The organism is Marixanthomonas spongiae, assembly GCF_003095375.1.
Taxonomy (GTDB): Bacteria; Bacteroidota; Bacteroidia; order Flavobacteriales; family Flavobacteriaceae; genus Marixanthomonas; species Marixanthomonas spongiae.
This window is the reverse complement of sequence record NZ_QEHR01000017.1, coordinates 1-24,600: the sequence shown is the minus strand read 5'-3', so window position 1 is coordinate 24,600 and position 24,600 is coordinate 1. Positions and strand designations below refer to the sequence as shown.

The 24,600-nt window shown below is 33.2% G+C and carries 21 protein-coding genes and 1 tRNA gene; 7 read left to right on the top strand and 15 right to left on the bottom strand.

The features are described from left to right. Positions 1-1,263 precede the first annotated feature (1,263 nt). From DDV96_RS15385 to DDV96_RS15375, 3 genes are all read left to right on the top strand, one after another. Positions 1,264-1,680, top strand: a complete 417-nt coding sequence (locus DDV96_RS15385) for a Fur family transcriptional regulator (RefSeq protein ID WP_116695676.1) — start codon at positions 1,264-1,266, stop codon at positions 1,678-1,680. Between the two features lie 68 nt (positions 1,681-1,748). Further along, entirely contained in the window at positions 1,749-3,710 is a 1,962-nt protein-coding gene (locus tag DDV96_RS15380) for a heavy metal translocating P-type ATPase (RefSeq protein WP_116695675.1), read from the top strand. A 127-nt stretch (positions 3,711-3,837) separates the two neighbouring features. Continuing rightward, positions 3,838-4,266, top strand: coding sequence for an FKBP-type peptidyl-prolyl cis-trans isomerase (locus tag DDV96_RS15375; protein ID WP_116695674.1), 429 nt, complete (start codon positions 3,838-3,840; stop codon positions 4,264-4,266). A gap of 68 nt (positions 4,267-4,334) precedes the next feature. Here the strand turns inward: DDV96_RS15375 and DDV96_RS15370 are convergent, their stop codons facing one another. After that, entirely contained in the window at positions 4,335-4,970 is a 636-nt protein-coding gene (locus tag DDV96_RS15370) for an NAD(P)H-dependent oxidoreductase (RefSeq protein ID WP_116695673.1), read from the bottom strand. 97 nt (positions 4,971-5,067) lie between these two features. Between DDV96_RS15370 and DDV96_RS15365 the strand changes: the two genes are divergently transcribed. The 3 genes from DDV96_RS15365 to DDV96_RS15355 all read left to right on the top strand — a co-directional run bounded on the left by DDV96_RS15365 (position 5,068) and on the right by DDV96_RS15355 (position 6,772). Continuing rightward, the gene (locus DDV96_RS15365; RefSeq protein WP_116695672.1) at positions 5,068-5,460 is read left to right on the top strand and encodes an acyl-CoA thioesterase; all 393 of its coding nucleotides are present in this window, start codon (positions 5,068-5,070) and stop codon (positions 5,458-5,460) included. Between the two features lie 75 nt (positions 5,461-5,535). Beyond that, a complete protein-coding gene (locus DDV96_RS15360) occupies positions 5,536-6,540 on the top strand; it encodes a DUF4397 domain-containing protein (protein WP_116695671.1) in 1,005 nt (334 codons plus the stop codon). 147 nt (positions 6,541-6,687) lie between these two features. After that, a tRNA-Ser gene (locus tag DDV96_RS15355) sits at positions 6,688-6,772 on the top strand. Positions 6,773-6,958: 186 nt separating this feature from the next. Here the strand turns inward: DDV96_RS15355 and DDV96_RS15350 are convergent. The 14 genes from DDV96_RS15350 to DDV96_RS15285 all read right to left on the bottom strand — a co-directional run bounded on the left by DDV96_RS15350 (position 6,959) and on the right by DDV96_RS15285 (position 24,032). Then, a complete protein-coding gene (locus DDV96_RS15350) occupies positions 6,959-9,289 on the bottom strand; it encodes a hypothetical protein (RefSeq protein ID WP_116695670.1) in 2,331 nt (776 codons plus the stop codon). A 4-nt stretch (positions 9,290-9,293) separates the two neighbouring features. Further along, positions 9,294-10,499 carry a hypothetical protein gene (locus DDV96_RS15345; protein ID WP_116695669.1) on the bottom strand — a complete coding sequence of 402 codons (1,206 nt, stop codon included), beginning with the start codon at positions 10,497-10,499 and terminating at the stop codon, positions 9,294-9,296. A 352-nt stretch (positions 10,500-10,851) separates the two neighbouring features. Continuing rightward, the gene (locus DDV96_RS15340; protein WP_116695668.1) at positions 10,852-12,570 is read right to left on the bottom strand and encodes a coiled-coil domain-containing protein; all 1,719 of its coding nucleotides are present in this window, start codon (positions 12,568-12,570) and stop codon (positions 10,852-10,854) included. Between the two features lie 131 nt (positions 12,571-12,701). Continuing rightward, positions 12,702-14,219: a reverse transcriptase domain-containing protein gene (locus tag DDV96_RS15335; protein ID WP_116695667.1), complete on the bottom strand. Its 1,518-nt coding sequence runs from the start codon at positions 14,217-14,219 to the stop codon at positions 12,702-12,704. Positions 14,220-14,672: 453 nt separating this feature from the next. Then, a complete protein-coding gene (locus tag DDV96_RS15330) occupies positions 14,673-15,347 on the bottom strand; it encodes a hypothetical protein (protein WP_116695666.1) in 675 nt (224 codons plus the stop codon). Between the two features lie 72 nt (positions 15,348-15,419). Continuing rightward, positions 15,420-18,560, bottom strand: a complete 3,141-nt coding sequence (locus DDV96_RS15325) for an Eco57I restriction-modification methylase domain-containing protein (RefSeq protein ID WP_116695665.1) — start codon at positions 18,558-18,560, stop codon at positions 15,420-15,422. A 157-nt stretch (positions 18,561-18,717) separates the two neighbouring features. Continuing rightward, on the bottom strand, positions 18,718-19,842 hold the full coding sequence (locus DDV96_RS15320; RefSeq protein ID WP_116695664.1) for an ATP-binding protein: 1,125 nt from the start codon (positions 19,840-19,842) through the stop codon (positions 18,718-18,720). 138 nt (positions 19,843-19,980) lie between these two features. Then, entirely contained in the window at positions 19,981-20,463 is a 483-nt protein-coding gene (locus tag DDV96_RS15315) for a hypothetical protein (RefSeq protein ID WP_116695663.1), read from the bottom strand. A 465-nt stretch (positions 20,464-20,928) separates the two neighbouring features. Beyond that, entirely contained in the window at positions 20,929-21,330 is a 402-nt protein-coding gene (locus DDV96_RS15310) for a plasmid mobilization protein (protein ID WP_116695662.1), read from the bottom strand. A 164-nt stretch (positions 21,331-21,494) separates the two neighbouring features. Next, positions 21,495-22,127 (bottom strand): P-loop NTPase family protein, encoded by a 633-nt coding sequence (locus DDV96_RS15305; RefSeq protein WP_116695661.1) that lies wholly within the window; start codon positions 22,125-22,127, stop codon positions 21,495-21,497. 9 nt (positions 22,128-22,136) lie between these two features. Further along, complete coding sequence (locus tag DDV96_RS15300) at positions 22,137-22,643, bottom strand: helix-turn-helix domain-containing protein (protein WP_116695660.1); 507 nt, start codon at positions 22,641-22,643, stop codon at positions 22,137-22,139. Between the two features lie 18 nt (positions 22,644-22,661). After that, entirely contained in the window at positions 22,662-22,934 is a 273-nt protein-coding gene (locus tag DDV96_RS15295) for a helix-turn-helix domain-containing protein (RefSeq protein WP_116695659.1), read from the bottom strand. 84 nt (positions 22,935-23,018) lie between these two features. Then, positions 23,019-23,705: a hypothetical protein gene (locus DDV96_RS15290; protein WP_116695658.1), complete on the bottom strand. Its 687-nt coding sequence runs from the start codon at positions 23,703-23,705 to the stop codon at positions 23,019-23,021. Positions 23,706-23,804: 99 nt separating this feature from the next. After that, the gene (locus DDV96_RS15285) at positions 23,805-24,032 is read right to left on the bottom strand and encodes a helix-turn-helix domain-containing protein (RefSeq protein WP_116695657.1); all 228 of its coding nucleotides are present in this window, start codon (positions 24,030-24,032) and stop codon (positions 23,805-23,807) included. Positions 24,033-24,120: 88 nt separating this feature from the next. On the opposite strand from DDV96_RS15285, the gene DDV96_RS15280 reads away from it, so the two are divergent. Continuing rightward, positions 24,121-24,510: a hypothetical protein gene (locus DDV96_RS15280; RefSeq protein ID WP_116695656.1), complete on the top strand. Its 390-nt coding sequence runs from the start codon at positions 24,121-24,123 to the stop codon at positions 24,508-24,510. The last annotated feature ends 90 nt before the right edge of the window (positions 24,511-24,600 follow it).

Sequence of the window (24,600 nt, the reverse complement as noted above, 5' to 3'; positions counted from 1 at the left end):
AGGCACCAGAGGTTTAAAGCTCAATGATAGGTGTTTGAGTGAATTCGGGAGACCGGTAGGGATCGCGAATTTGTATCGAAAACATTGGCATTGGAAGACAGAGGCTGGGTGCTGGATGCTGGATGCTGGATGCTGGATGCTGGATGCTGGGTGCTCGATGCTGGATGTTAGATGCTGGATGCTGGATGTTAGATGCTGGATGCTGGAAGACAGAAAACGGGAGTTAGAAGTCGGACCTTCGATACAGCCCTCCTATCGTCGGGCCACTCAGGCACCAGAGGTTTAAAGCTCAATGATAGGTGTTTGAGTGAATTCGGGAGACCGGCAGGGATCACGAATTTGTATCGAAAACATTGGCATTGGAAGACAGAGGCTGGGTGCTGGATGCTGGATGTTAGATGCTGGATGCTGGATGTTAGATGCTGGATGCTGGATGCTCGATGCTGGATGCTGGATGCTGGATGTTAGATGCTGGATGCTCGATGCTGGAAGTCAGAAAACGGGAGTTAGAAGTCGGACCTTCGATACAGCCCTCCTATCGTCGGGCCACTCAGGCACCAGAGGTTTAAAGCTCAATGATAGGTGTTTGAGTGAATTCGGGAGACCGGCAGGGATCACGAATTTGTATCGAAAACATTGGCATTGGAAGACAGAGGCTGGGTGCTGGATGCTCGATGCTCGATGCTGGATGCTGGATGCTGGATGCTCGATGCTGGATGCTGGATGCTGGGTGCTCGATGCTGGATGCTCGATGCTGGATGCTGGATGCTGGATGTTAGATGCTGGATGCTGGATGCTGGAAGACAGAAAACGGGAGTTAGAAGTCGGACCTTCGATACAGCCCTCCTATCGTCGGGCCACTCAGGCACCAGAGGTTTAAAGCTCAATGATAGGTGTTTGAGTGAATTCGGGAGACCGGTAGGGATCACGAATTTGTATCGAAAATACCGGGACTGGAAAGTGGAAGCTGGAAGTCAGAAGACAGAAGATGAACCTTCGATATACTTCGACAAACTCAGCACAAAGCACTCTCCTATCGTCGGGGCACCCGCCTGAATGACCAGTCGGGCAGGCTCAGGCACCGAAGAGGAAGAGGTGTTTGAGTGAATTCGAGAGACCGGTAGGGATCGCGAATTTGTATCGAAAATACCGATGACAGAAGTCAAAAATTGACTAAATTAACAGGCCTCAAAGGTTTCTACTTATCCTCCAAAGCTATTTCAAGCTAGGAGGAGAAAGCTTTGAGGTCTAAAAAACAAGCTAATGAACGAAATAGATAAAAAATTAACCGAAAAGGAAGTTCGCCCAACCGCGATGCGCACGCTGGTATATCAACAATTGGCGAAGCAAAATACCGCTGTGGCCTTGACCGATATTGAACTAGCTTTCACCAAAGCAGACCGAACCACACTCTACCGAACAATGAAAACCTTTGAAGACAAGGGGATCGTACACCAAATTGACGATGGAACGGGCATTACAAAATATGCCTTGTGCGAACCGGGTTGCAACTGTGAAATTGAAAACGATTTGCATTTACACTTTCACTGCAACAATTGCGACACCACCGTGTGCCTGACCGAACATAAAATTCCGCAGATCAGTTTACCAGAAGGTTATGTGGCCGAAGATGTTAATTTGGTGGTAAAAGGCATCTGTTCCGATTGCAGTGGAGGTTAATGCACTTCCATTGCACTATAATTATGGGGATATTGCACAAAAATTAAATAGAGAAATCTTTTTAGGCAATGAAATCAACCCCAAAAACCTGTAAACCCCAAGCCGCTTGTTGCGCAGCCGATGAACCCGATCACAATGAAGATGACGGTCAGAATCACCAATCAAGCGCACTGGACTTTAAAACCTACCTCCCGGCGATTTTCAGTTTTATCTTATTGGTAATAGGGATTGGCCTTGATTTTTTCGAGGCTTCATTCTTTACTGGCTGGATTCGTGTTGTTTGGTATTTCATTGCCTATTTACCGGTAGGCTTACCTGTTTTAAAACAAGGATGGGTGAGTATTCAACACGGCGACTTTTTTACGGAGTTTTTATTGATGTCCATTGCCACAATGGGAGCCTTCGCCATTGGCGAATATCCCGAAGGTGTTGCCGTAATGGTGTTTTATGCGGTAGGGGAATTATTTCAAGGGGCCGCCGTTAAAAAAGCCAGAGGAAATATTAAAGCCTTGTTGGATGTCCGTCCCAATGAAGCCTTGGTACAACGCAACAATGATTTTGTTTCAATACCGCCCGAAAAGGTTAATATAGGCGAAACCGTGCAAGTGCGTGTGGGAGAGAAAATTCCGTTGGACGGGATATTGTTGTCTGAAAAAGCATCGGTCAACACAGCCGCGCTCACGGGGGAAAGTAAACCGAGTTCCATAAAAAAAGGCGAAGATGTTTTTGCGGGAAGCATTAATCTGGAAGGGGTTATTGAAATTGAAACGACCAAAGAATTTAAAGACAGTTCCATTGCACGTATTTTAGATTTGGTGCAAAACGCAACGGCTAGAAAGTCGAAGACCGAGTTGTTTATACGAAAGTTTGCGCGTATTTATACACCAATTGTGGTGTTCTTAGCGATAGGACTTACCCTACTGCCTTACTTTTTTGTTTCAGAATATATATTTGAAGTCTGGCTGTACCGGGCCCTGATATTCTTGGTTATTTCGTGTCCGTGTGCGTTGGTTATCTCTATTCCATTGGGGTATTTTGGCGGTTTGGGCAACGCTTCCAGACACGGTATTTTGTTTAAAGGGGCTTCCTTTTTAGATGCCGTAACAAAAGTGAACACAGTGGTCATGGATAAAACCGGAACCGTTACCAAAGGGGTTTTTAAAATAAAGGAAATTCAAACTACTAATAGTTCCGAAGCAGAAATGATGCCCTATTTGATGGCGATGGAAGAACAATCCACCCACCCGATTGCCAAAGCTATTTTAGAATACAACGAAAACGAAGTAAAATTACAAGCAAGCAATGTTTCTGAAGTTGCCGGAAAAGGACTGAAAGGAACCGTAAACGGCAAAGAAGTCTTGGTAGGAAATGCTTCGTTGTTACAATCACACAACATAGATGTGCCTTCGGAAACGGAAACGATTGTAGAATCCATAGTGATGATTGCCATTGACAGTAAGTTTGCCGGTTATGTGGTTATTGCAGATGAGCTGAAGGACGATGCGCATGAGGCTATTCAGAAAATACGAAAGGCGGGGATATCAAAAATCATCATGCTTTCCGGGGATAAAGATTCCATTACCCAACAAGTTGCAAAAGAATTGGGAATCGATTGGGCAAAAGGTGGTTTGTTACCAGAAGATAAACTGAATGAAGTTGAAACTTTAAAACAGCAATCGGGTACTAAAGTAGCTTTTATAGGTGATGGTATTAATGATGCGCCTGTATTAGCCACCAGTGATGTAGGTGTAGCGATGGGCGGCTTAGGGAGTGATGTCGCCATAGAAACTGCCGATGTAATTATACAGACCGATCAGCCTTCAAAAATTGCAACTGCTATAAAAGTAGGTCGCTCGACCCGACACATTGTATGGCAAAACATAGCCTTGGCATTTATTGTAAAAGCAATTGTAATGGCGTTGGGCGCCGGTGGACTCGCTACCATGTGGGAAGCCGTTTTTGCTGATGTAGGTGTTGCACTTTTGGCTATTTTAAATGCTATTAGGCTTCAGAAAATGTCTTGGAAGTAATATTTAAGCAAAAAAGTGTTAAGCTTATCCCAAATAGGCAGATTTATTAGGGATTCTTCTTCATTTCCACAAAGAACCCTTAGTTTTGCACTTCGATAAACGATTGATAATTAGATAAATCAAATTTATGAGTACAGTAAAGGAAAAAGACACAGTACGAGTGCATTACACAGGTAAGCTGGAAGACGGTCAAGTTTTTGACAGTTCGTTGGAAAGAGAACCTTTAGAGATTACTTTGGGACAAGGCATGTTGATCCCAGGTTTTGAAAAAGGACTTGTTGACATGAAAGTGAACGAGAAAAAGACCGTAAATGTACCAAAAGAAGAAGCTTACGGCGATGTTCAAAAAGAGCTTTTCCAAGAAGTTTCCAAAGAGAACCTTCCTAAAGAAATAAAACCAGAAGTTGGGATGGGCCTTATGGCTAAAAACCCCGATGGATCTGAGCGTCAGTTACGTGTAGCTGAAGTGAAAGAAGATAGCATTGTAGTTGATGCCAATCACCCACTTGCAGGAAAAGATTTGACATTTGAACTTGAAGTTGTTGAGATAAAATAACTTTTAGATTATACTATATTAGTGAAAACCTGGACGTTGTGTTCGGGTTTTTTTGTTTAAAATGAAGTTTATAGTTCAATAACCACATCGTCCATATCTTTACGGACTTTCTTTTCCTTGGCCATAAAGTCGGTTTCATCCCGGTAGCCTACTGGAAGCAATAAAACGGAGGTCAATCCTTTTTCTTTCAGCCCTAAAATACGGTCAAATTCGGTTGGGTTAAAGCCTTCCATTGGGCAGGCATCTATGTTTGCAGCGGCACAAACGGTCAATAAATTCCCCAATGCCAGATATGCTTGATTGGTGGCCCAGATTCGTATTTCATCGGACGATTGCTCTTCAAACGATTCCAATAAAAATTCTTCAAACGGCTTTAAGATTTTGTCAGGCGTATTGCGGATGGTCTTTACCCGTTTAAAGTATTTCTGAATGTATTCAGGGCTTAACTTTTCTTCCACACAAAAAATAAACAGATGTGAAGCATCGACCACTTGCGATTGGTTCCAACTAGGTGGCAATAACTGTTCTCTTAGCTTTTTATCCTTAACGATAACAAGTGTAACCGGTTGCAGCCCATACGAAGTTGCCGTTAAATTAAACGCTTCTTTAAGTTGCTCTACGGTTTTCTTCGGAAGAATTTTTTCTGAATCAAACTTTTTAGTCGCATACCGCCATTTTAATCGATCAATGATATCTGTTGCCATAAATGAAGTTACCTTTGTACTGCAAAAGTAACAATAGCTAGATAAAATCTACCAAACGAACTGATAACTAAACACAATACCATTAAAAACCTTTTCTATGCAAGACTTGCAAGCCCTAATTGAAAAAAGTGAAACCCGAATCTGTAAAGCCGTATTCCCAAACACCACCAATCATTACGACACGCTATTTGGCGGAACGGCACTTCAACTGATGGACGAAGCTTCTTTTATTTGTGCCACGCGCTTTTCCCGTAAGCGCGTGGTAACCGTTTCTACCGATAAAATAGATTTTACAACGCCTATTCCGCAGGGAACGATAGTAGAATTGATTGCCCGGGTAGATTCTGTAGGAAAAACCAGTTGTGTGGTAAAGGTGGATATTTTCATGGAGGATATGTATAGCTATCAGCGAGATAAAGCTGTTACGGGCTATTTTACCTTTGTAGCTGTGGGGCAAGACAAAAAACCCGTTGCGATTGTCGATAATTGATCTTTTTAACAAGGACAACAAACCCGTTGTAAACTTAACGCAAAATTATGCGTACATTTAACAAAAACCTATCTTATGAGAAAAACACTACTTTTTGTTACTACCTTGTTGTTCACTACCATAGCTTTTTCGCAATTTGCCCGGGTACAGGTGGTCCACAATTCCGCCGATGCCTTGTTAGCTGAAGTTGACGTGTACCTTAACGGTACCTTGGCCTTCGATAATTTTCCTTTTAGAAATGCAAGCACTTTTACCGACGTTCCAGCCGGATTTCCGGCCGAAGTTTCAATAGCCCCGGGAAACAGCACCAGTGAGGACGATGCCGTGATTACACAAACTTTTGTTTTTAACAGTGGTGACACGTACGTCATCGTTGCAAATGGCATTGCAAGTGCCTCAGGTTACAACCCTGCCCCTCCCTTGTCGTTTGATACATTTACAATGGCCAAAGAAAATGCGGACAACGCTTCAAATGTGGAGGTTTTGGTCCATAACGGTTCCACAGATTCACCGCTGTTCGATATTGTTGAAACTGAACAAGCGTTAGGTACGTTGGTCGATGATCTTGCCTATACCGACTATCAAGGTTACATTGAACTGCCCACTGCAAATTACATCATAGAACTGACCAACGGAGACCAAAGCACAACCCTTAAACGGTACGCTGCCCTTCTGCAAACGTTGGGATTGCAAGGTGCTGCCCTAACGGTTATCGCTTCAGGATTTATGGATCCTTCGCAAAATTCAGGTGGTCCGGAGTTTGGATTGTTCGCAGCCAATTCGCAAGGCGGACCTTTGCTGCCGCTTGAGGAACTTCCATTGAGCATTCCGGAAAGAAACAACACAACCTTTACCCTCTACCCTAACCCTGTTGACGAAACATTATTTTTTGAGACCACGGAAGGCCATCTAGACTTTGCACGTGCAACCATAACCGACATGCAAGGTCGTACAGTGAAGTCGATAAAGTTTCATGCAGGCGACACGATTCAGGTTTCGTCTCTACCTTCTGGGACCTACCACTTGAATTTTTACAAAAAAGGAGTACGGATAGCTTCAAAATCATTTATAAAAAAATGATTTTCAAACCGTAGCATAATGCTTTACTTGTTTTGCTTCTTTTGTTTTTCTTTTTTCTGAAGTTTTGTTTTAAAAAGTAAAAAAAGGGTCTTATATTTGCACCCGCCTACGCACCTTTAGGGTGCTTCGACAGGCACGCATACCACTGGAGAAATGGCAGAGTGGTCGAATGCACCGGTCTTGAAAACCGGCGAGGGTCACACCTCCGGGGGTTCGAATCCCTCTTTCTCCGCTGAAAAGCCCGTAAACGTACTGTTTATGGGCTTTTTTATTTTTAGGTGGTGAATTGGGTGGTGTTTACGCGGTCAATAATATATTGTATCGAAATAGGAAATCTCTTTAATTTTACTATTAATAAGTTTTAAATTATACGAAATGTCAATATCTAAACTTTACTTAATGAATATATATGAAGTAATTATTTATAAAGTTTTGTCATTAAAACTTTTTCAATATAAAGAGTAAAAGAATTAATAATTTTACTTTCTGTATTTTTCTTTAATAGCTTTAAAACTTCTAATAGATGTTCTTTTTTTAACGATAGTTTCCCAATAGCAATTGCATATAGAAATTCGAGTAAGGCCTCACCTTGCTCTTCCTGATGATATTTAATAAGAGTTTCTAAAATATTTTTCATCTCTAGAGAAATATTAAAGTCTATGGAATAACTAAGTTCTTCAGGATAAGCACTTCTCAATATTGAAGCTTGTATAATCCCATCATTAAAACGATTAAAATTATTTGGTGAAAGAAGATTTCTTACAAAAGAAGTTTGCTTTAGTGACTGCTCAATGTTATTAGAGTTTCTTAAACTATTGATTACATTATTAAAAGTGAAATAAATATCGGATTGAGTTACTTGATTTACATAATTATCGAAATTAAAAAAAGCAAAGTTATTTCTGATAGCTAAGCCATTACTATTACCGTTGATTAAGGGGAAGAACAAATTATCAGCCAATCCTTTGACGTCTTTGGAATAACTTTGATTAATTGTATTTTTTCGATCTTCAAAATATTTTATTGATTTAGAGTCGAAATCTTCATCTTTAAGTAGAGTAAGCATCTTTTTTAAAAACTCTGTTTCTTGCTGCCAATTATTATTTTTTGACAGATTAGCACAAAAAATATTTTCTACTTCTATATATGTACTTGTTTCTGGTCCATACATACCTTGTTTTAGATTGGATTTTAACTCCTTATGTAGCGCAGCATTATTAATTCGTGTTATACCGACAAAATATACTATCCTGAGTCCTTCATAATTTCTCAAGGCTCTGCTTAAGTATAATAAATTCTTACCGTTAGAAATACAAGAACCTACAACTAAAACACTACCTACCTCTTGTTTTGATATTTTTTCCGGAAAATCATCCTGACTAATTATTTGAGGCAATGAGGATTTAGTGTAATTTATCTTAATTTTATCTAATATATAATAAGCTAACTCTTTAGATGAATTATCATTTAAATGGATTAGAAACCTAGTATTACTTGGTACAAATTGATCTATATATGCATTTAGTTTTTTATGGTATCTAGAATACCTTTCATTTTTTTCTTTAATTCCTCTTAAAATTTCAGAATAGTCTATATATATATCGTATTTATTAGAGGTTTCACTCCCTTCTTTATAATTAGCCCTTAGAACAGTATTACCCTTCCTAACTGACATAAATTGTTGTACAAAAGAAGATAGCTTTGTATTTGCATCTTTTATCCTAATTAGTATAGGGTTAATTTTAGGTTTTTCAAGTAAAAACACATCTCCAGATACTTCTACTGGATAAGATCCGCTATCACAAAATTTACAATTTCCAGAGTCATAAGAATCATACGCTTTTATACCATTAGGATTTGTATTATTGTCATGTGTAAGATTACAAAGTACATTATCTTTTATGTCTGTATACTTTGCTTTTAAGTCAAGATAAAAAATCACTACTATATTTGACCTTTTTATTTCCTTATGTTTATCATTAATATAATCTAAAATATTACCTGAAGTAGAAGCTGATATTAATAATAGTGCGTTATTCTTATAATTTACTTTATTTTCATAAAGCCCTTTATAAGAACTAAAACTTTCAACAGGAATTTGAAAAATTCTGTCAGATATAAATCTATTCTTTAATGAAGATAAAGCTAAAGCTAAAGAGTTTATGGAAGATGTATCACAGTAGATTTGATTGTGTTTCTTTTCATCTAAGTACTTTAACATGGAAAATGCTATAAAATAAATCTCACAGCTACGAAGAAGAATATTTCCTGTACGTAAAAATTTATCACAATGTTTTCCAGAAGGAAAAACATAATGGTGTGTTCCCTCTGTCTCTACTAAACCTCCTCTTTTGATAAAAATATTTTGCAGTCCTTCATTTAGAAAACCATCTTTAAATTTTTTTGGAATAACTTTATCATTTACGGACTTTATGACACCTTTATCATCAAATACATTAATATATATATTGTCAAATAAAGATGTTTCATCTCTTTTAGGAATTAGTTTAAAAGTTTTCTCTTTATCGGTTTCAAATACCTTGATTAACTCTTCTTTCAAGTAGTTCCCGCCAATAACAAAAATTTTATCTGTTTGAGAATACTTCTCATAAAATCTTCCTATTTCTTCTATTAATTTTGACTTATTAATTTTTGTGTTATCACAAAATATAACAGTAGTAGATATTATTTTTGTTGTAAGTTTTTTAACTTCCTTGTAATTATATTTATAAATGTAGAAATTTTGCATAACGTTAGTCGTTTATCGATAATGGAAAGATTATTGTTACAACAGAGCCAGAAACAGGTTCGTAATTAGTATAGTTAACATCTGAATCATTTGACCAATCATATAATTTCATTTTTTCCACATTTTTTCGATTAATAACCAAATAAGGTTCAGTAATTAAATTTCTATAAACACACTTATTGCCTGTTTTAATTCTTATCAACCCTTTTCCACTTATAATTCTCAAAATCTTATCAAGGCCAATACCCTTATCTCCTTTATTTAATCCTTTAGATGATGTATTATGCTTTATCATACATTTTTTCACAACCTCAATATCAGAAAACTTGCTAGCATTATCATTTAATGATCTATATTTTGATATAAATCCGGCTCCACTATCAAAAACGGATATTTCTAAAAAATAAAGTTCTCCTTGATTATTTTCTTTTAAAACTTCATTGTTAAAGTATTCTGAAACTCCTTTATTTGATTTAAAGTTTTCCACTAATGTAGAACGCTTTCTTTTATTAAATTTTATTAATACGCCTCTAATATTAGGGTCAAAAGGAACATCATCAACATCTGCTTTAGCCCACTCGAAAGTATTTTTCATTAATTCATATACTATTTTACTGAAGGATCTTTTTATATTTTTATAACTTAAATGTGTATCACTATAGTTTCTAAGAACATCATTCATAAGAACATTTTCAAGACTTACTGCCAGTTCCGTTTCACTTGAAATATATTCTCCATTTTGTTCAAAGCAAGGTAAAATACCTACGCTTTCGGGAAAATGATCAAAGTTTGTTAGAAGCAATTTTTCTCCTTTCAGAGCTTCAACTTTAGCCATTTTAGTAAACACTTCATTTAATGATTTTTTTAAATACTTTCTTAAATTATTACCCTCTTTATCATAGACACCGATACCATCCCAAACTAACCCTATAATAGGAAGTAAATATTCATTGCGAAAAAGGTTCTCTAGTAGTTTTTCATTTGGAGTAGTTATATCTATAATTAATTTACTAGCTTTTTCAGTACGTAGCCAAGTTGCAGCAAACTGTATAAGACTTGCTGATATCCCTAGGTAATTCTTAGTTAATTCAATTGGTATAATAAGATCTATAAAAAAATCCTGTTTAGCTTTTAGACCAAGTTCAACATAAATTTTATGAAGGCTTAACAAGTCTACATCTTTCGGTATTTTTACCTTATTAGTAATCATATTATTTACTTAAGTTCTCTGTAAAATTCTATTATTCTACAAATGGATTAATTATTTTATCAAACTTATAATATCAGAGAAAGAATTAACAAAATCACTTGCTAAATAATATTTAACGTTACTAATAACAATACCTTAGCTTTTATTCTTTGTCCTTTACATTTGGAAATTTTCGAGTATTAATATATCTCTTCACTAAATCAAAATAATAAATACTCAAACTTTTGATTATTAATTATTAAAAATTAATACTTATTATAGTCCGAATTTATCGGAAAAATTGAAAACTTCAATCTAACTTTATTTAAAGTTAATTTCTTCATCAAAAGTATCCAAAAACCATTCTAAGCTTTTATTTTTTTTGCCAAGTTCCCTTATTAAAAAATTCTCGTGCCCTTTTATAGCGCTTTTCTTGGCGTTGAGCATCTTTGTAATCGTGTCCCACTCGCTTTGCTTCCAATATAAACTTAAATCGCTTGGGTAATCTATTGGTGGGGCTTTTGACTTCTTCAAGAAGTCGTTTAAAAATTGATTCTTCTGAAAGTTCTCCTTCTTCGCTAATTCTTGCTTCTTTTTCTCTAAAGCTTTTTTGTTCTCGATCTTCAAGTTGTTTAAACTTTTGCGATAAGGCTCGCTCTTTATCTCGTAATTCTCCAATAATTCTTTCTTCCTTTTCAATATCTTTTGATATGATTTCTTCTTCAAGTCTAAATTCTTCTTCAATACTTTTCTTAATCTCGTTTTTTCTTCTTGTAAGTCTATCAAGTTCCTCTCTTTCAAGTTTTCTATGTTCTCCAGGTAACTCTTCTTTTTCAAGTAATAATTCTGAGATAGATCTTCTTTCTGCTTGGATAAGTTGTCCAAATTCTTTTGATATTTTTTCAAACTCAACTCGTAATCGTTCGCTATCTTCTCTAAACCTTTCTCTAACTGTCTCCTCAGACCATCCAATTTCAAGCTCTGCTCTCTTATCATTATCAACTGCTTCTTGCTTTGCTCCAATTTCTCTTTTCTTTGATTTATATCTTCTTTCCAGATTAGCAAAGTATTCTTGAAATTCATTTTCTGCTTTATCAAGCTCTCCTCTCTGTCTCTCATAAGGGATTTTTTGGCCCTTAAATTGACTTCGTACTTCTTTGTCAATTCTAGCTTCCATTTCTTCCAATCTCTTTTGTTCTGTTCTTGTAGATTTCTTAACTCTTGATATTTCAGATTCAAAGAGTTGCTCTGTTCTTTTGTACGATTGTGACTCCAAAGCTCTTTTAACTGTTCGTATAAGGTATTTAATTTGGCTTGCTCTGCACTTGTAAGATTCTTCGAAAATTTCTCTCTGGTTGTCATCAATTGACCGTACTCCGTTATCAGTTGTTTCGGAAATGAATATATATTTGGTGTTGGCTTCGCTTTCATTGTAAACCCATTTTACTTTTGATCTTGATTTTAATGCTTTTTCTATTTCAGTTTCAGGCTTTTTCGGAATTATAATTTGAACAGTATTTAATCCCAAACGTTTCAGTTTTAATTTCTTCTCATCATCTATTTTGTGTGAGACCACAAACTCTATGAGTAAAATAGGTTCTTCCATTTCGTTAAAAAATGTAATATCTGGCCGTATCAATAAAAACCTTTTATCTATTTCTGGGTTTTGACCAAACTTCACATTACAATTTTCATCTTCGTAAAAAGTCAATTCAGATTTTACTTTATATGCCTTTATAGTTTCTGAAGACTGTAACAACATAGGTGAACCATCTTGCCCTTTTGGCGGGAACTTATAGACATCAGGAACTTTTAATTCTTTAAGTCTTTGAAGTATATCTCTAGCAATAAGCTCTCTATATTTTCTACTGGCCACAACACATTCTGTAGTATCTTTATCTACATTTATTGCATGGTGTCTATAATAATGAGCTCTTTTTAAACCCTTTACTGCTTGCATTTCTTTTTTACAACCTAAGCAATAATAACCATTTAGCCCTCTTTTAGCTTCTGAAATGTGAATATGTCGAGTAAAATCATCATTATATGCCCAGTCATTTTGATAATCAATATTTTTAGATTCTGGTTTCATTATAAATTTGTGATAACAATTATTTTCCCAATATTAAACTCTTTAAATAATGCAGCTTTTATAAGTTAAATTATTTAAATAAACTTCTTACAAACTAAAGAGGTTTTAAATTTTATCCTAATTTATACATTTTAGTCTCTTTTAGAAGTATTATCAAATTTATACTGACTCATATATTTTTTCAGTACAATCATATGTCTTCTTAACTGTCTTTTGATTTCAGGAGCCTCCATAATCTCCGATGCACGATAGGCATATTTAATAAAGTTTCCCCTATACTTTCTAGAAAATTCTTTTTTTACAAGTTTTCCCTTTTTATATATAATTTTATTAGCGGGTATTTTTCTGGATTTAATTCCTCTGAAACTATAAAGTCTATAAATTTTTCGCTTGTAAATAATAGCCTCATCCGTGAGGTATTTTTGTTGAACCGATTTTATACGCTTTGCTTTCATAGCAATACCCTCTTTCATTTCACGATAAAACCTGGAAACATTAGCAGATTTTATCAATGTTTTATCACCATAAAAATCAAAACCAAGGTATTGAAGGTATGAATTTGGTATCAGTTTTTTATTTAAAATTTTAGAACACGTCAGCTTGCAGTTTATAGTACTAAACTTAAATTTTTCGGTTTTAGATGAAGAAATAGTCAATTTGATTTTCTTTATTTCTTCTAATACTATTTCTTCTACTGCATCAATATCTTTAGTTTTACAAACAATAACTAAGTCGTCTGAATACCTTCTGTAAAAGCAGTCTCTTTGTTTTACTAATTTATTAACTATGTTTTCATCAAATGGAAGCATATATAAATTTGCAAGCATTGCGCTTATTGGAAGTCCTTGTGGAATTCCTGAAATGATTCCATCTCTTTTTTTCTGATTTTTATAAACTTGAATTTTTGAATCTTTAAAATCTTGATAATCTTCAAAAAATTGAAACTTTCCCTTATTTCTTAATTTAGCAATCTTTTTTTCATCTAAATGTCCTTTTCTTCTTTGTCGTAAATCGTCATAAAAAAAATAACTGTAATTGGTGATAGACTTAAATATAGCATAGTGATCTCTAGGTAAACTTTTTGTTCCTAAAACGCGACTCCATATATTCTTTAATTGGCGATGGTTTAAGGAAGGGAAGAAATTTTTTATATCAAATGCCAATACCCCACAATCCTTTCTTTTCTTTATTTCTTCAAAAACATCTTTAGCAAAATCAACATTGTATTTATAGCGTACGCCATCATCGCTTAGAATTTGCCTGTAAGCGGTAATACTTGCATCTAATAAATCATCTCTTTTTAGATAGGCTTCGTATTTGGGCTGTATTACTTTGTGGGAATAATAAGAGTAGATATGAGAATCTATATGTGTGCTATACATAATAGGCCGTACCTTGATATTAGAAGTGATTTGACCTTTATCATTCACTTTTTTATGTGAACGCCTTTTTAAATCTTCTGAAAATTTATAACGCCTATTATTTGTTTGTTTTAAAATAAATGGTGAAAATCTATGCTTACTTACTTTTTCAGAATTAGAAACATATTTATAAACTTTTTTCTTATCTCTTTTATTAATCCGATTAGTCAAATGAAGATACCCTCTATCTTTGAACCAGTCTTTATTGTTTAATGAAGAGTTTTGCATAGATTTAAAAAAAGAGGAAGTTCTCAAAGCTAATTAACTAAAAGTGCATAACACTAGGCATCGCTAGCTGTACCACTAACCGAATTCTCGGTTCACTTTTTGTTGTTACGGTTGTTGTTGCTACAGTTTATAGAAGCCATTATGTCATCCTTAAACAATAAATATCCAAATAGTATGAAAATATGTCAAAGATTCTTAAATGCTCTTATACTGCTGCTTATACCAATGGTAGTAAATGTTGAACACTACGTAGGGTTTGACATTTACTTGGAAATGGTACGCAAAAATCAATCTACGTATGGTTTATCCCTTTAAAATTTAAAGGTCTGATTGATTGGAGGGTTACCTCACCTCGGCACAGTAGATGTCACTTTTAAATGTAAAGAACTTCCTCATTGTTGAACAAACTTAATAAATTTTAATTTCAAATAACTTTAACTGAACTTTTATATGTTATTTATAAATACGTTCATCATCTATAAAAAACTCTTTAGGTAAATATTCTTCTGAAAACTTTTCTTGATACGCATTGTACCATATTACCTTAAATAATTCTTCCGAACATTTACGTTGTAGTTCGCCGTTTTTTGGATTATAAATGGTTTTTTGATCATTAGGTTTAAAACCATTTATAATAAAGGCTGGTGAGGTATGTGTCATAGTTGTTTTGACGGTAGATTTACTATCTTTTCCTGCATTTTTAAATTTTTTTCTTTTTTCTAGCTTATAGGTCTTAAAAAAAATTCTTTTACCAAATTCATAATCAGCTACTTTATATTTTAAAGCTTCATTAATGAGTGTTATATGACCTTTCTTAGTTTTCTCAGTTTTACTGTGAAACGTAATATCTTTAAAAGATATCAAAACATCCTGATAGAGGTATTTTTCTTCAAAAATCATTCTATATTGATTAAAATAAACACATAAATACTTAACATTATCGGCAATTTTTGATTTTTTAACCTCATTGCTATAGAGTCTTTTTTTCTTTTCAATGTGAACTTCTTTTACACACATAAGGGGAGGAATTTGATTAACATAAGCGTCTATTTCTCCATCCTCCTGAAAAGCTAATGGGTGTGATTTTAAAGTGACTATATCCCCTATTTCAAAATTGTTTTTTGCCATAATTTTCTAGGTTTTAATTTCATTAACACATTTATAATAATCTAAAAGGTTTTATTAAGCCTTTTCCATCTCCTAACTATTTTCAACAATCGCAATTTCTTCATCTGTGAGACCATACAACTCATAAACCATTTGATCGATTTCTTTTTCTGTGCTTGCTATTTGAGCTTGAAGTACTTGCGCTTTGTTCTTATTTTCTTCAAAGAGCTCCATCCATTCAAATTCGTCTTTTTTGGTAGTTTTATCAATTTCGGGCTCCTTGTTTTTACGGCGTGCTCTATTTTCTTTGTTGATGGCTTTGTGAAGTTCTTTGATGAAATTGCTAAAGTCTAGCTCGTACCAATTTTCTAGTTTCCGCGATATCTTTGTAAGAGAAAATTTTTGTACCACATAATCCTTGAATTTAAAGTAAAGTTGAGCGGCTTTGGCATTACTTTCTAGTAAATTATTTACTTTTGTTTTCGTCAATAGTTGATGCTTTGAACCAACTATTTTTATAGGCAATTTTTTAAACTCAGCAACACGAATTTTTGGAAAAAGATTATCAAATTCATTGTTTGAATAGCGAAAGTAAAAAGACATTAATTTAGAATTCAGAACACCCAGAATATATTCAATTAAATAATCTGATTCTTCTTCATTATCAATTCTTGCAATATATAAACTACGGTCAATTATAAATTCCTCTCTAATCAAGGTGCTTACTAATGTTTTACCTAAAATCTCCCTAAATATGATTCTTGGACCATTAAAATATTTTTTCTGTCGAGGTGCAGCCAACCAACCTCCATAACTTATATAATGCTCCTGATCCCATAAATAATTATAGGCTTTAATGTGTTTTCCTTTTAATTCTGGCACAAAAGATTCATCTTTTTTGAAATTTGAATGGTAAGCCCGTTCTTTTATAACTTCAACAGATTGTCCGGTATATTTATCATAAGGATTTACACCTCTAGTAACATCCATTATTGCGCCCACTTCTATTACATCCTTTCTTACTTTTTTAATAATTGGTAATATATCCTCACTTATTTCAACATCAAAAATATATCCTTCATTTTTAAGAAATCTATGTTGGTCAATTGGATGCTTATGAACAATTTGTTTATCTAAAAAATCAACTATATCAACTTTTCCTAATGAATCGCCTTTTTTGGCAACAAAAATTAATGTATCTACGGATGCATCTGGAAAAACATTATCCAAGTTCGGTATGAGTGTTGATAAATTAAGGTTTTCAAGGATATACTTCCGACAATCGGACATTCGTAAATTTTTCAACCAAGAATTAGGAACGATAAAACTAATTTCTCCATTTCGTTTTAAAATTTCAGCTCCTTTTTCAATAAAAGAAACATATAATTCTACTTGATATTGAGCTGTTTGATAATTATTATTGATATAAGTTTTTGTTTTATCATCAATCGACCTAGCGACATAAGGCGGATTCCCAATCACTACATCAAAACCTCCATCTTCAAAAATCTCAGGAAACTCCTTTTCCCAAGTAAAGGCTTTATCTCCAGCAACTGTTTTGCTATCTATGAGGCTATTGCCACACTTAATATTACTACTCAAATCATTAAGTTTTCGTCTTGGCTGTGCGGTACGTAGCCATAGGGACAGCTTTGCTATCTCAACACTTTCTTCATTAAGGTCTACCCCGTATATGTTATTTTCAAGTATAGTGTTTTCAATATCCGGGAACTGCAAACCGCCTCCCAAAACTTTCGTTTTTAATTCATCTAAGTAACAGTGCTCTTTAATTAAAAAATCTAATGCTTGGTTTAAAAAAGCGCCAGAGCCACAAGCAGGGTCACAAATTGTTATTTGCAATAACCATTCACGATAAATATCTATCCTTTCTAAAAGTTGCTTTTTAGTATTTTGGTGCGTGCCCTTTTTAACTTCAAAATAATCTACCTCTTTAAAACCTATCGCAACCTTTTTTTCTTCACATAGTTTACCTACTGTATTTTCTACTATGTATTTAGTGATGTATTTAGGCGTATAAAAAACACCATCTTTTTTACGTTTACTAGTCTGCTTGTCAAACTCACCCCCTTCAATTTCTGCATTTACACTTTCTATCTCATTTAGCGAATTCTCAAAAATATGGCCTAATATATTTACACCTACTTGGCTCTCAAAATCATAATTGGATAGTTTCGTGGTATATTTATATAAAAGAGTATTATCTATTTCGAGAGCATCCAGTATTGCATCTGGTTTAAATAACCCACCGTTATATGCGTATATTTCGGAACGCTTTTCTGTTCCCTTACGCCCGATGTCCAAAAAATTAAAATACTGCTTAAAAAGACCATATAAAGGGCGTTCATCGCCAAAATCCCAATCGTCCTTCCATTTATTTAGTATTTGTAGTGTAGAATTAGAAGGCAATAGCATTCTATCTTCTGCAAAGAAAATAAAAAGGAAACGGTCAATAAGCTTTTGCGATTTTTTAAAAAGTGTCAATTTTACATTCTTTTCGAGGCGAGCGATATCCTCCTTGTAGCTAATATCAACTACCTCGTCCAGTTTCTTCCTGACTGTTTTAGAATTGTTTTTAACCAGATCACGGTATAATTCGCGTTTAAAAATCGAGTAGTCTTTGTAAAACGCTTTGGTAATTTCTTCTTCCTCCGCAATAGATGCCTCCTTTATTTTTAGTGGTGTATTGTTTAATACTTTGTCTATATGAAGACACAAATACAACAGCTCAAATCTTTTTTTAGAGAGCGTAAATAAGTCAAACTCTTCAAACTCTGTGGCATCATTGATATAAAACCGTAGCTTTTCAAAATTGGAGGTAATTACATACACACAGCCTTTTTGATTGGCTTTATAATCAAAAGCTTGGCGGCGGATGCTTTCCAAATCTTTTGTATTGGTGCCTTTTAATTCAATTACACCTATTGCGTTTCCATCCTTTACAATAGCACCGTCAGCCTTACGTGCGTTTTTTTCGTTTTTAAACTCAGTAGTTAAATTTGAATTAGGATTGGGAAATAAAGTGTAGCTTAAAATATTTACAAACAGCTCGTTTAAAAAAGTTGCCTGATATTGTTCTTCCTTGGCGCTTTTGATATTTTCTTGAATAGCTGTATTCCAGAAGTATTTTTGATATTTCTTATATGCTTTATCTACTACTGCTTCATCGAGCAATGCGAGATGTGATTTAAGTACAGATGTTTGAAATAATGCCATTAAATGCTATAGAGTATTATTGAATACCAAAAATAATAAAAGTAACTTGGCATTATTACTTTAGTTATGCACAGAACATTAACATTTTAAAAATTACCACCACTTATCTATAGTTTTATGCTAATATGGTATCAGCATAGCTATTTAAATTTTGAAGTCAAATATTAAGTTTTAAGAACTCTCTAAAGTTTTCTTTATTGACTACTTTTACTTCTGTTTTATACGCTTCTTTGAATCTCTTAGGCACTTTTACTTTACTTTTTGGATTCCACTTAATTTCAAAGCCCTTTACAGTTCCAGCTTCTTCTTCCACATAATCAATTTCTTGCTGCTGTACAGTCCTCCAAAAATATGCTTTAGCCAACGAACCACTATAAGCATTATGTTTTAACCGTTCGGCAATCAAAAAATTTTCCCAAAGATTACCCTTGTCTTGCCTTACTTCCATTGAATTTAAATCACCAATGATCATATTTCTAACTCCAGTATCATAAAAGTAAATTTTTTGATTTGTTTTAATTTCATTGCGTAAATTTTTACTAAAACTTGGAAGTTTGAATATTACATATGCTTGACAAAGAAGATCAATATATGTAGCCACGGTTTTTTTATCGATGCCTAACAACTGTGCTAATTCATTATAACTTACCTCACTCCCGATTTGAAATGCTAAAGCTCTCAATAATTTTTCTAAGATTTCTGGTTTTCTAATTCCTCCATAACTTAGAATATCCTTGTACAAATAACTATCTGTTAACTGTTTGAGAATCTCCTTCTCTTCCCCGAAATTATTGATGACATCTGGGTACATTCCATAGATAATACGTAAGTCTAATTGTTGTTCGGCTTTAAGATATCCCACATTGTTTTCAAATTCTGTCCAGGAAATAGGATATAGTTGATATTCCCATTTCCTACCTGTAAGGGGTTCTTGAGTTTGATTATTCAATTCAAAAGCAGATGAACCACTAACCAATAATTGAACAGACTTTAGTTGATCTGTAATCAGTTTTAAAGTAAGTCCGATATTATCTATACGCTGGGCCTCGTCTATAAAAATGATTTTATAGTTCCCGATAATATTTTTAAGTTGCTCTAAATTGGGATTGGAAAGTAATTTTCTTACTGTTGGATCATCTCCATTCAAAAAGAGATATTCTTTATCCTCTAGTAATTTATTGAAAAGTGTAGTCTTACCCACTTGTCTGGGTCCAATTAAAAGGATAGCTTTACCAGTACCAAAACGGTTTTTAATTTTCTCTTCTAAATCTCTTTTTATCATATTCAGGGATTGTATTCCCCAAATATACCTTTTTTTAGAGATTGTATTCCCCAAATATGGTTTTTTATTCCTTAAATATAATTATGAGTGAAACTTAATCATATTAGCTGAGCATTATTACTAATGACATACTTTTAATCAAGTTATGAGATCATCCTCATTAATAAAATCATACGTAATTTGTAAAAGGTACTCCTTTTTAAAATTTTCAAAAAGAATCTTCCACACAGAGTTATTTTGATCAAAGTCAATTTCTTCCAGTTCGCTTTCATATTCTTGCTGGAAAATATCAATTATTCTTGTGATCTGAGAATTATCAAATGTATCCTTAAAGATTTTGTAATTATCAACTAAAGATAAATAAATGTCCTTCAATCTTTCAGCCGAAATTTTTTCTGTTTCATCAATTAAATTTTCAAAATCGTAAATAGCATCTAAAACAAATTCAGCAGCCATATTCCCAATACCTTTATTTGTATTCCACTTTGGGAATGCCAAATACATAAAATGGATTATTCCTTTATATAATTCGGTATTAGCATACTCCTCCATCAAGAGATAGTACTCCTGATGCGTTTCTCTATTTGAGATAAATTCTTCAAATTGATATTGATTAGTCATATGGTTGGTGTTTTATATACTGGTTGTAAAACAATAATATATTAATGTAATTCTTCACTTATACATTTATACATTTATACATTTATACATTCATACATTCATACATTCATACATTCATACATTCATACATTCATACATTCATACATTCATACATTCATACATTCATACATTCATACATTCATACATTCATACATTCATACATTCATACATTCATACATTCATACATTCATACATTCATACATTCATACATTGTTGTCTTTTCATCTATATCTCAAATTTAAAAATTTTTTCTATCAATTACTGCTAAAGAGGCAACTAACTTCACGGTATATGTTTCTTCTTTTAACCTTCTCAATAAGTTTTTATAATGTTTATTAATTCTACCGTTCATTCCAATTATTTTAATTTTTATGTTCCTATGCTATATTCAGCCAATAAACGTCATTCTTATATTCTTTACTACTATTAAAAAAGGTTCCTGTGGATCTTCAAAAGGATTTGTTGTATTATATCTACTTGGTTCAACAATTGTTCTCTTTCTTTATAGGTAAAAGATTGAATGTTTCTACTATTGAGAATTTTGACAACTTGATTGAAATTTATTCCGATTGCCTTAGCTCGAGAAGCAAGTAACATTCTCATCGTGCTCCCTGTTGGGTCAACTTCCACTACCGTAAATTTTTCATGCAATAATATTTCTCTTATCATATCCGACATAGATCTATATTTACTTCTCTTCAATAATCTTTTCACTTTCCTTTTATCTTTTTGTGTTAATCGTATTTCAATCCTGGCGGTCCTTTTATCTTCTTCTTTTGTTAATGGTCTGCCATTCTTCTTAAATCTAAGGTCAATTGTTTTTTTCATGTAAGTATATATTTAGGGTTTTAAAAATTGCGACTTAGGAGTAATTTGTTCTTTTTGACCAGCGGGCAAAAAGCAAGGAAGTTTTGAGGCGTACATTTTTTGTACGGCACGAAACACATCTTGCTAAATGAAAATTTAACAATAATGACTATTTTCATTTCCACCTATTTTCTTCTCGTTTTTCCAGGTAATTCAATAAAATTGTACATTTCAAAAAAGCGATCGTAGAGCTCGGGACTATATCTTTTTTTTAAACCTTCTATTGTTAAATTGGATGAAATATATGTGTTCATTCTTCTCTTTCTAAATTCTAGATATCTAATACATAAAAGTTCATCCATTACATCAACCTTATTACCCCAATGGTTAATTCTATGATCTTTTCCTAAATCTTCAAAATGTACAGTCGATGTAGCATAAAACTGAAACGGGGTTTTGTCATTCTGTGCTAGATTTGAGTTACTTAAATACTTTCTATAACTATCGACAATTGTTAAAACATTATGAGTCTTCACTGCTAGACTCTTATGTAAAAAACGCCTATATAAGTTCTCTAAAACTTCGAAAAAAAGACTTTTACCCACTCCATTAACTCCATATACGTATAATCCCTTATGAAGGCGACCTGAGTATTTAGTTTCGAAATCTGTAGATTTTGAAAAGTATAAAAACATCATATCTAGAAATTTTCTATTGTCATCATCTACTTCAAAAGACCTTCTTTCATTTTTCTGAAGCAAACGGTTTGCTTCAGTAATAAAATTTCTTTTTAAAATATGGTAAGCTTGATTTTTCATTTCCCCTTTCTATAATCTTGGGTTTAAAGAATTCGAATTTTTCCCTAAACTGTTATTATCTAATATTTTTTTTTCTTTTTCTTCTTCTTTGTAAGACTCTTTATTAGTAATGTAAGGTTTTTCTCGGTCACGGCTTTTCTCCGTTACGGAATTTTTCTTGGATGGTTTTTTTTGGTCTTCTCCTAAATCTAAATCGTCGTTTTTACTATCTTTAATTTGAAAAGTAGGCTTTGAAAATAAATGATAATTTTTTGGTTTAAAGCGACCATTAGAGCTAAGCTGTTCTTCAATTAATATCCATCCATATTTGACTAAGCTGTTTCTATATTTTACAAAAGTTTCCCAGTGGATTCCAGCGTCTTTAGCTAAATTTTTAGTGCGAAAACTCCAGTTATCGGGCTTGCTTGCCAGTAAAATAAAAATGAATTTTGCTCGATCCTTTAAATTTGGATCATTAATGAGACCATTGGGTACCGTAGTAAAATTACCTTCAATATGATTTTTTATATAATTCATCTTTGTTGGTTTTACAGATTACCGCTTGTATTTAATGGACTTTACTTGATTTAATGCATCGAATAGTTCCTTATGGGGTATAAGAATTCTTCTCCCTATGGTATTAGCCTGAATGTTACCTTTATCAATATGGTTTCTAATAGTCTGCCTATTAACTTTAAGAAGTGCTGCTGCTTCGTTTATAGAATAGAGTTTACTTGAGTAGTCTTCTTTAGGTTTATTTACTAATTGTTGTACTAAACCTTTTACTTCTTCTATCTCGGAATGAAGCGTTTCAAATGGATTTTTCATTGTAGTATTTTTATAGATTAATACCACAAGATTATACAAGAAAGGGGGAGGAAATAGCCAATAGGGAACCAATAGGGAAATTATTTATACCCTAATATCATCGATAAAGTCAAACTTTTTGTACTTTTTTTTATCCTTTTCAGAAAGAACATTTAATTTAATATCTCTGTGTATTTGGGTGTAGTCAGAATAATCAAAAGAGGTTTGAAAAAAAATAACGGCTTCGGAATGTATAAATTTTGAATCCAATTCTCCTTTTAATAATCCCTGATATTCTAACCTACATAATAGAAACATTATAAATCTTTTTATGTTAATTTTATTTAAGTTCCATTTGCCAGTAGAATTAATAAGGTCATTATTTTCTAATTTTTTTACCGTTTCTATAAAAACCCTCTCGTTGACAAATAACTTTGAAAACTCAGGAAGGTGTTCTTCTTCTCTGCTACTTAACTCTTCTGTAGAATAATAAAAACCCAACAGAATAAAAGTCAACATTGAAATCATCAATGTAAAGAACAATGGTGCTTGTATTAGGCCAAAGACTAAATCAGGTTCTATCTGTCTATAAAATTTAATGAAAAATAAAAAACTAAAGAAAAATATACTTAAAGAGGTTAAAATTTTTAGCCTATCGGACTTAATATTCCAATGAACAATATTTCCTAAAATATAATTCAAAGCAGGTTTGTAAAACATCATTCCAATAAATATGACTTGAATTATCAAGAATAAAATATTAGCTATTAAATAAAAAGTATTTGAATCCATATTATTAATGAAATATTATCATAGATAAAAACAGCAACTTCTTGAAGAAGGTCTAGTATTTATACTTGCTTTCAACTAGTTAGCAAACAGCTAAGTGTATTATTTTGAATTTTGAAAAAAATCCACAACAGCTACATCTAACGCTCCGGCAATTTTTTTTAGAGTTAAGCTCGTAACATTTTGACGTCCATTTTCAATACTAGATAAGTTAGGAACATCCATGTCAATAATTGCACAGACGTCAATTTGAGTCATTTTCTTTTGTCGTCTAATTTTTGAAATATTTTTTCCTATAGACTGTAAAAATATTTTGTCTGCTGAATCCATGAAAAATACAATATCATGGTTTCAAGGTTTCATCTAATTATGATATATCATAAGTTTAGTTATATTTGATATTAAACAAGGTATAATAATGAAGAAAGAAAAAAATGAAAACAAAATGAATCTGTATTTTAAAAATGATAATGTTATAGTTGGATTACTCAAGAATTTGATTAAAAAAAATACTTTCTATCACTCGGAAGGGTTTAAAGTTTTTGACGAGTATTTTTTTGAGATTGAACTCGGCGTATCTGGCTTTGATGAAGAACTAATAATAAAAGGAATCGAAGAGTTATCTTCTGATTCAAAATGGTATAAAATAAATAAAGCCGAAGTTCTAACTTCAGATATAAACAATCCCTACTATAATATTGCTGACAAAAAAGTGAAGTTTCATATTTTAAAAGAAAGGTTAATAAAATTAAGGGATTTGACTTTAAAAGAAATCCTAAGTTCAACAAATAAGTGCAACTCAAATTAAAAATCATTGGGGGCTAGCCCCCAATGATTGGCCAAGTGCTAAATTTGCGTTGCAATGAAATATAAACAGCTCAGCCGAGAGCAAAGATAC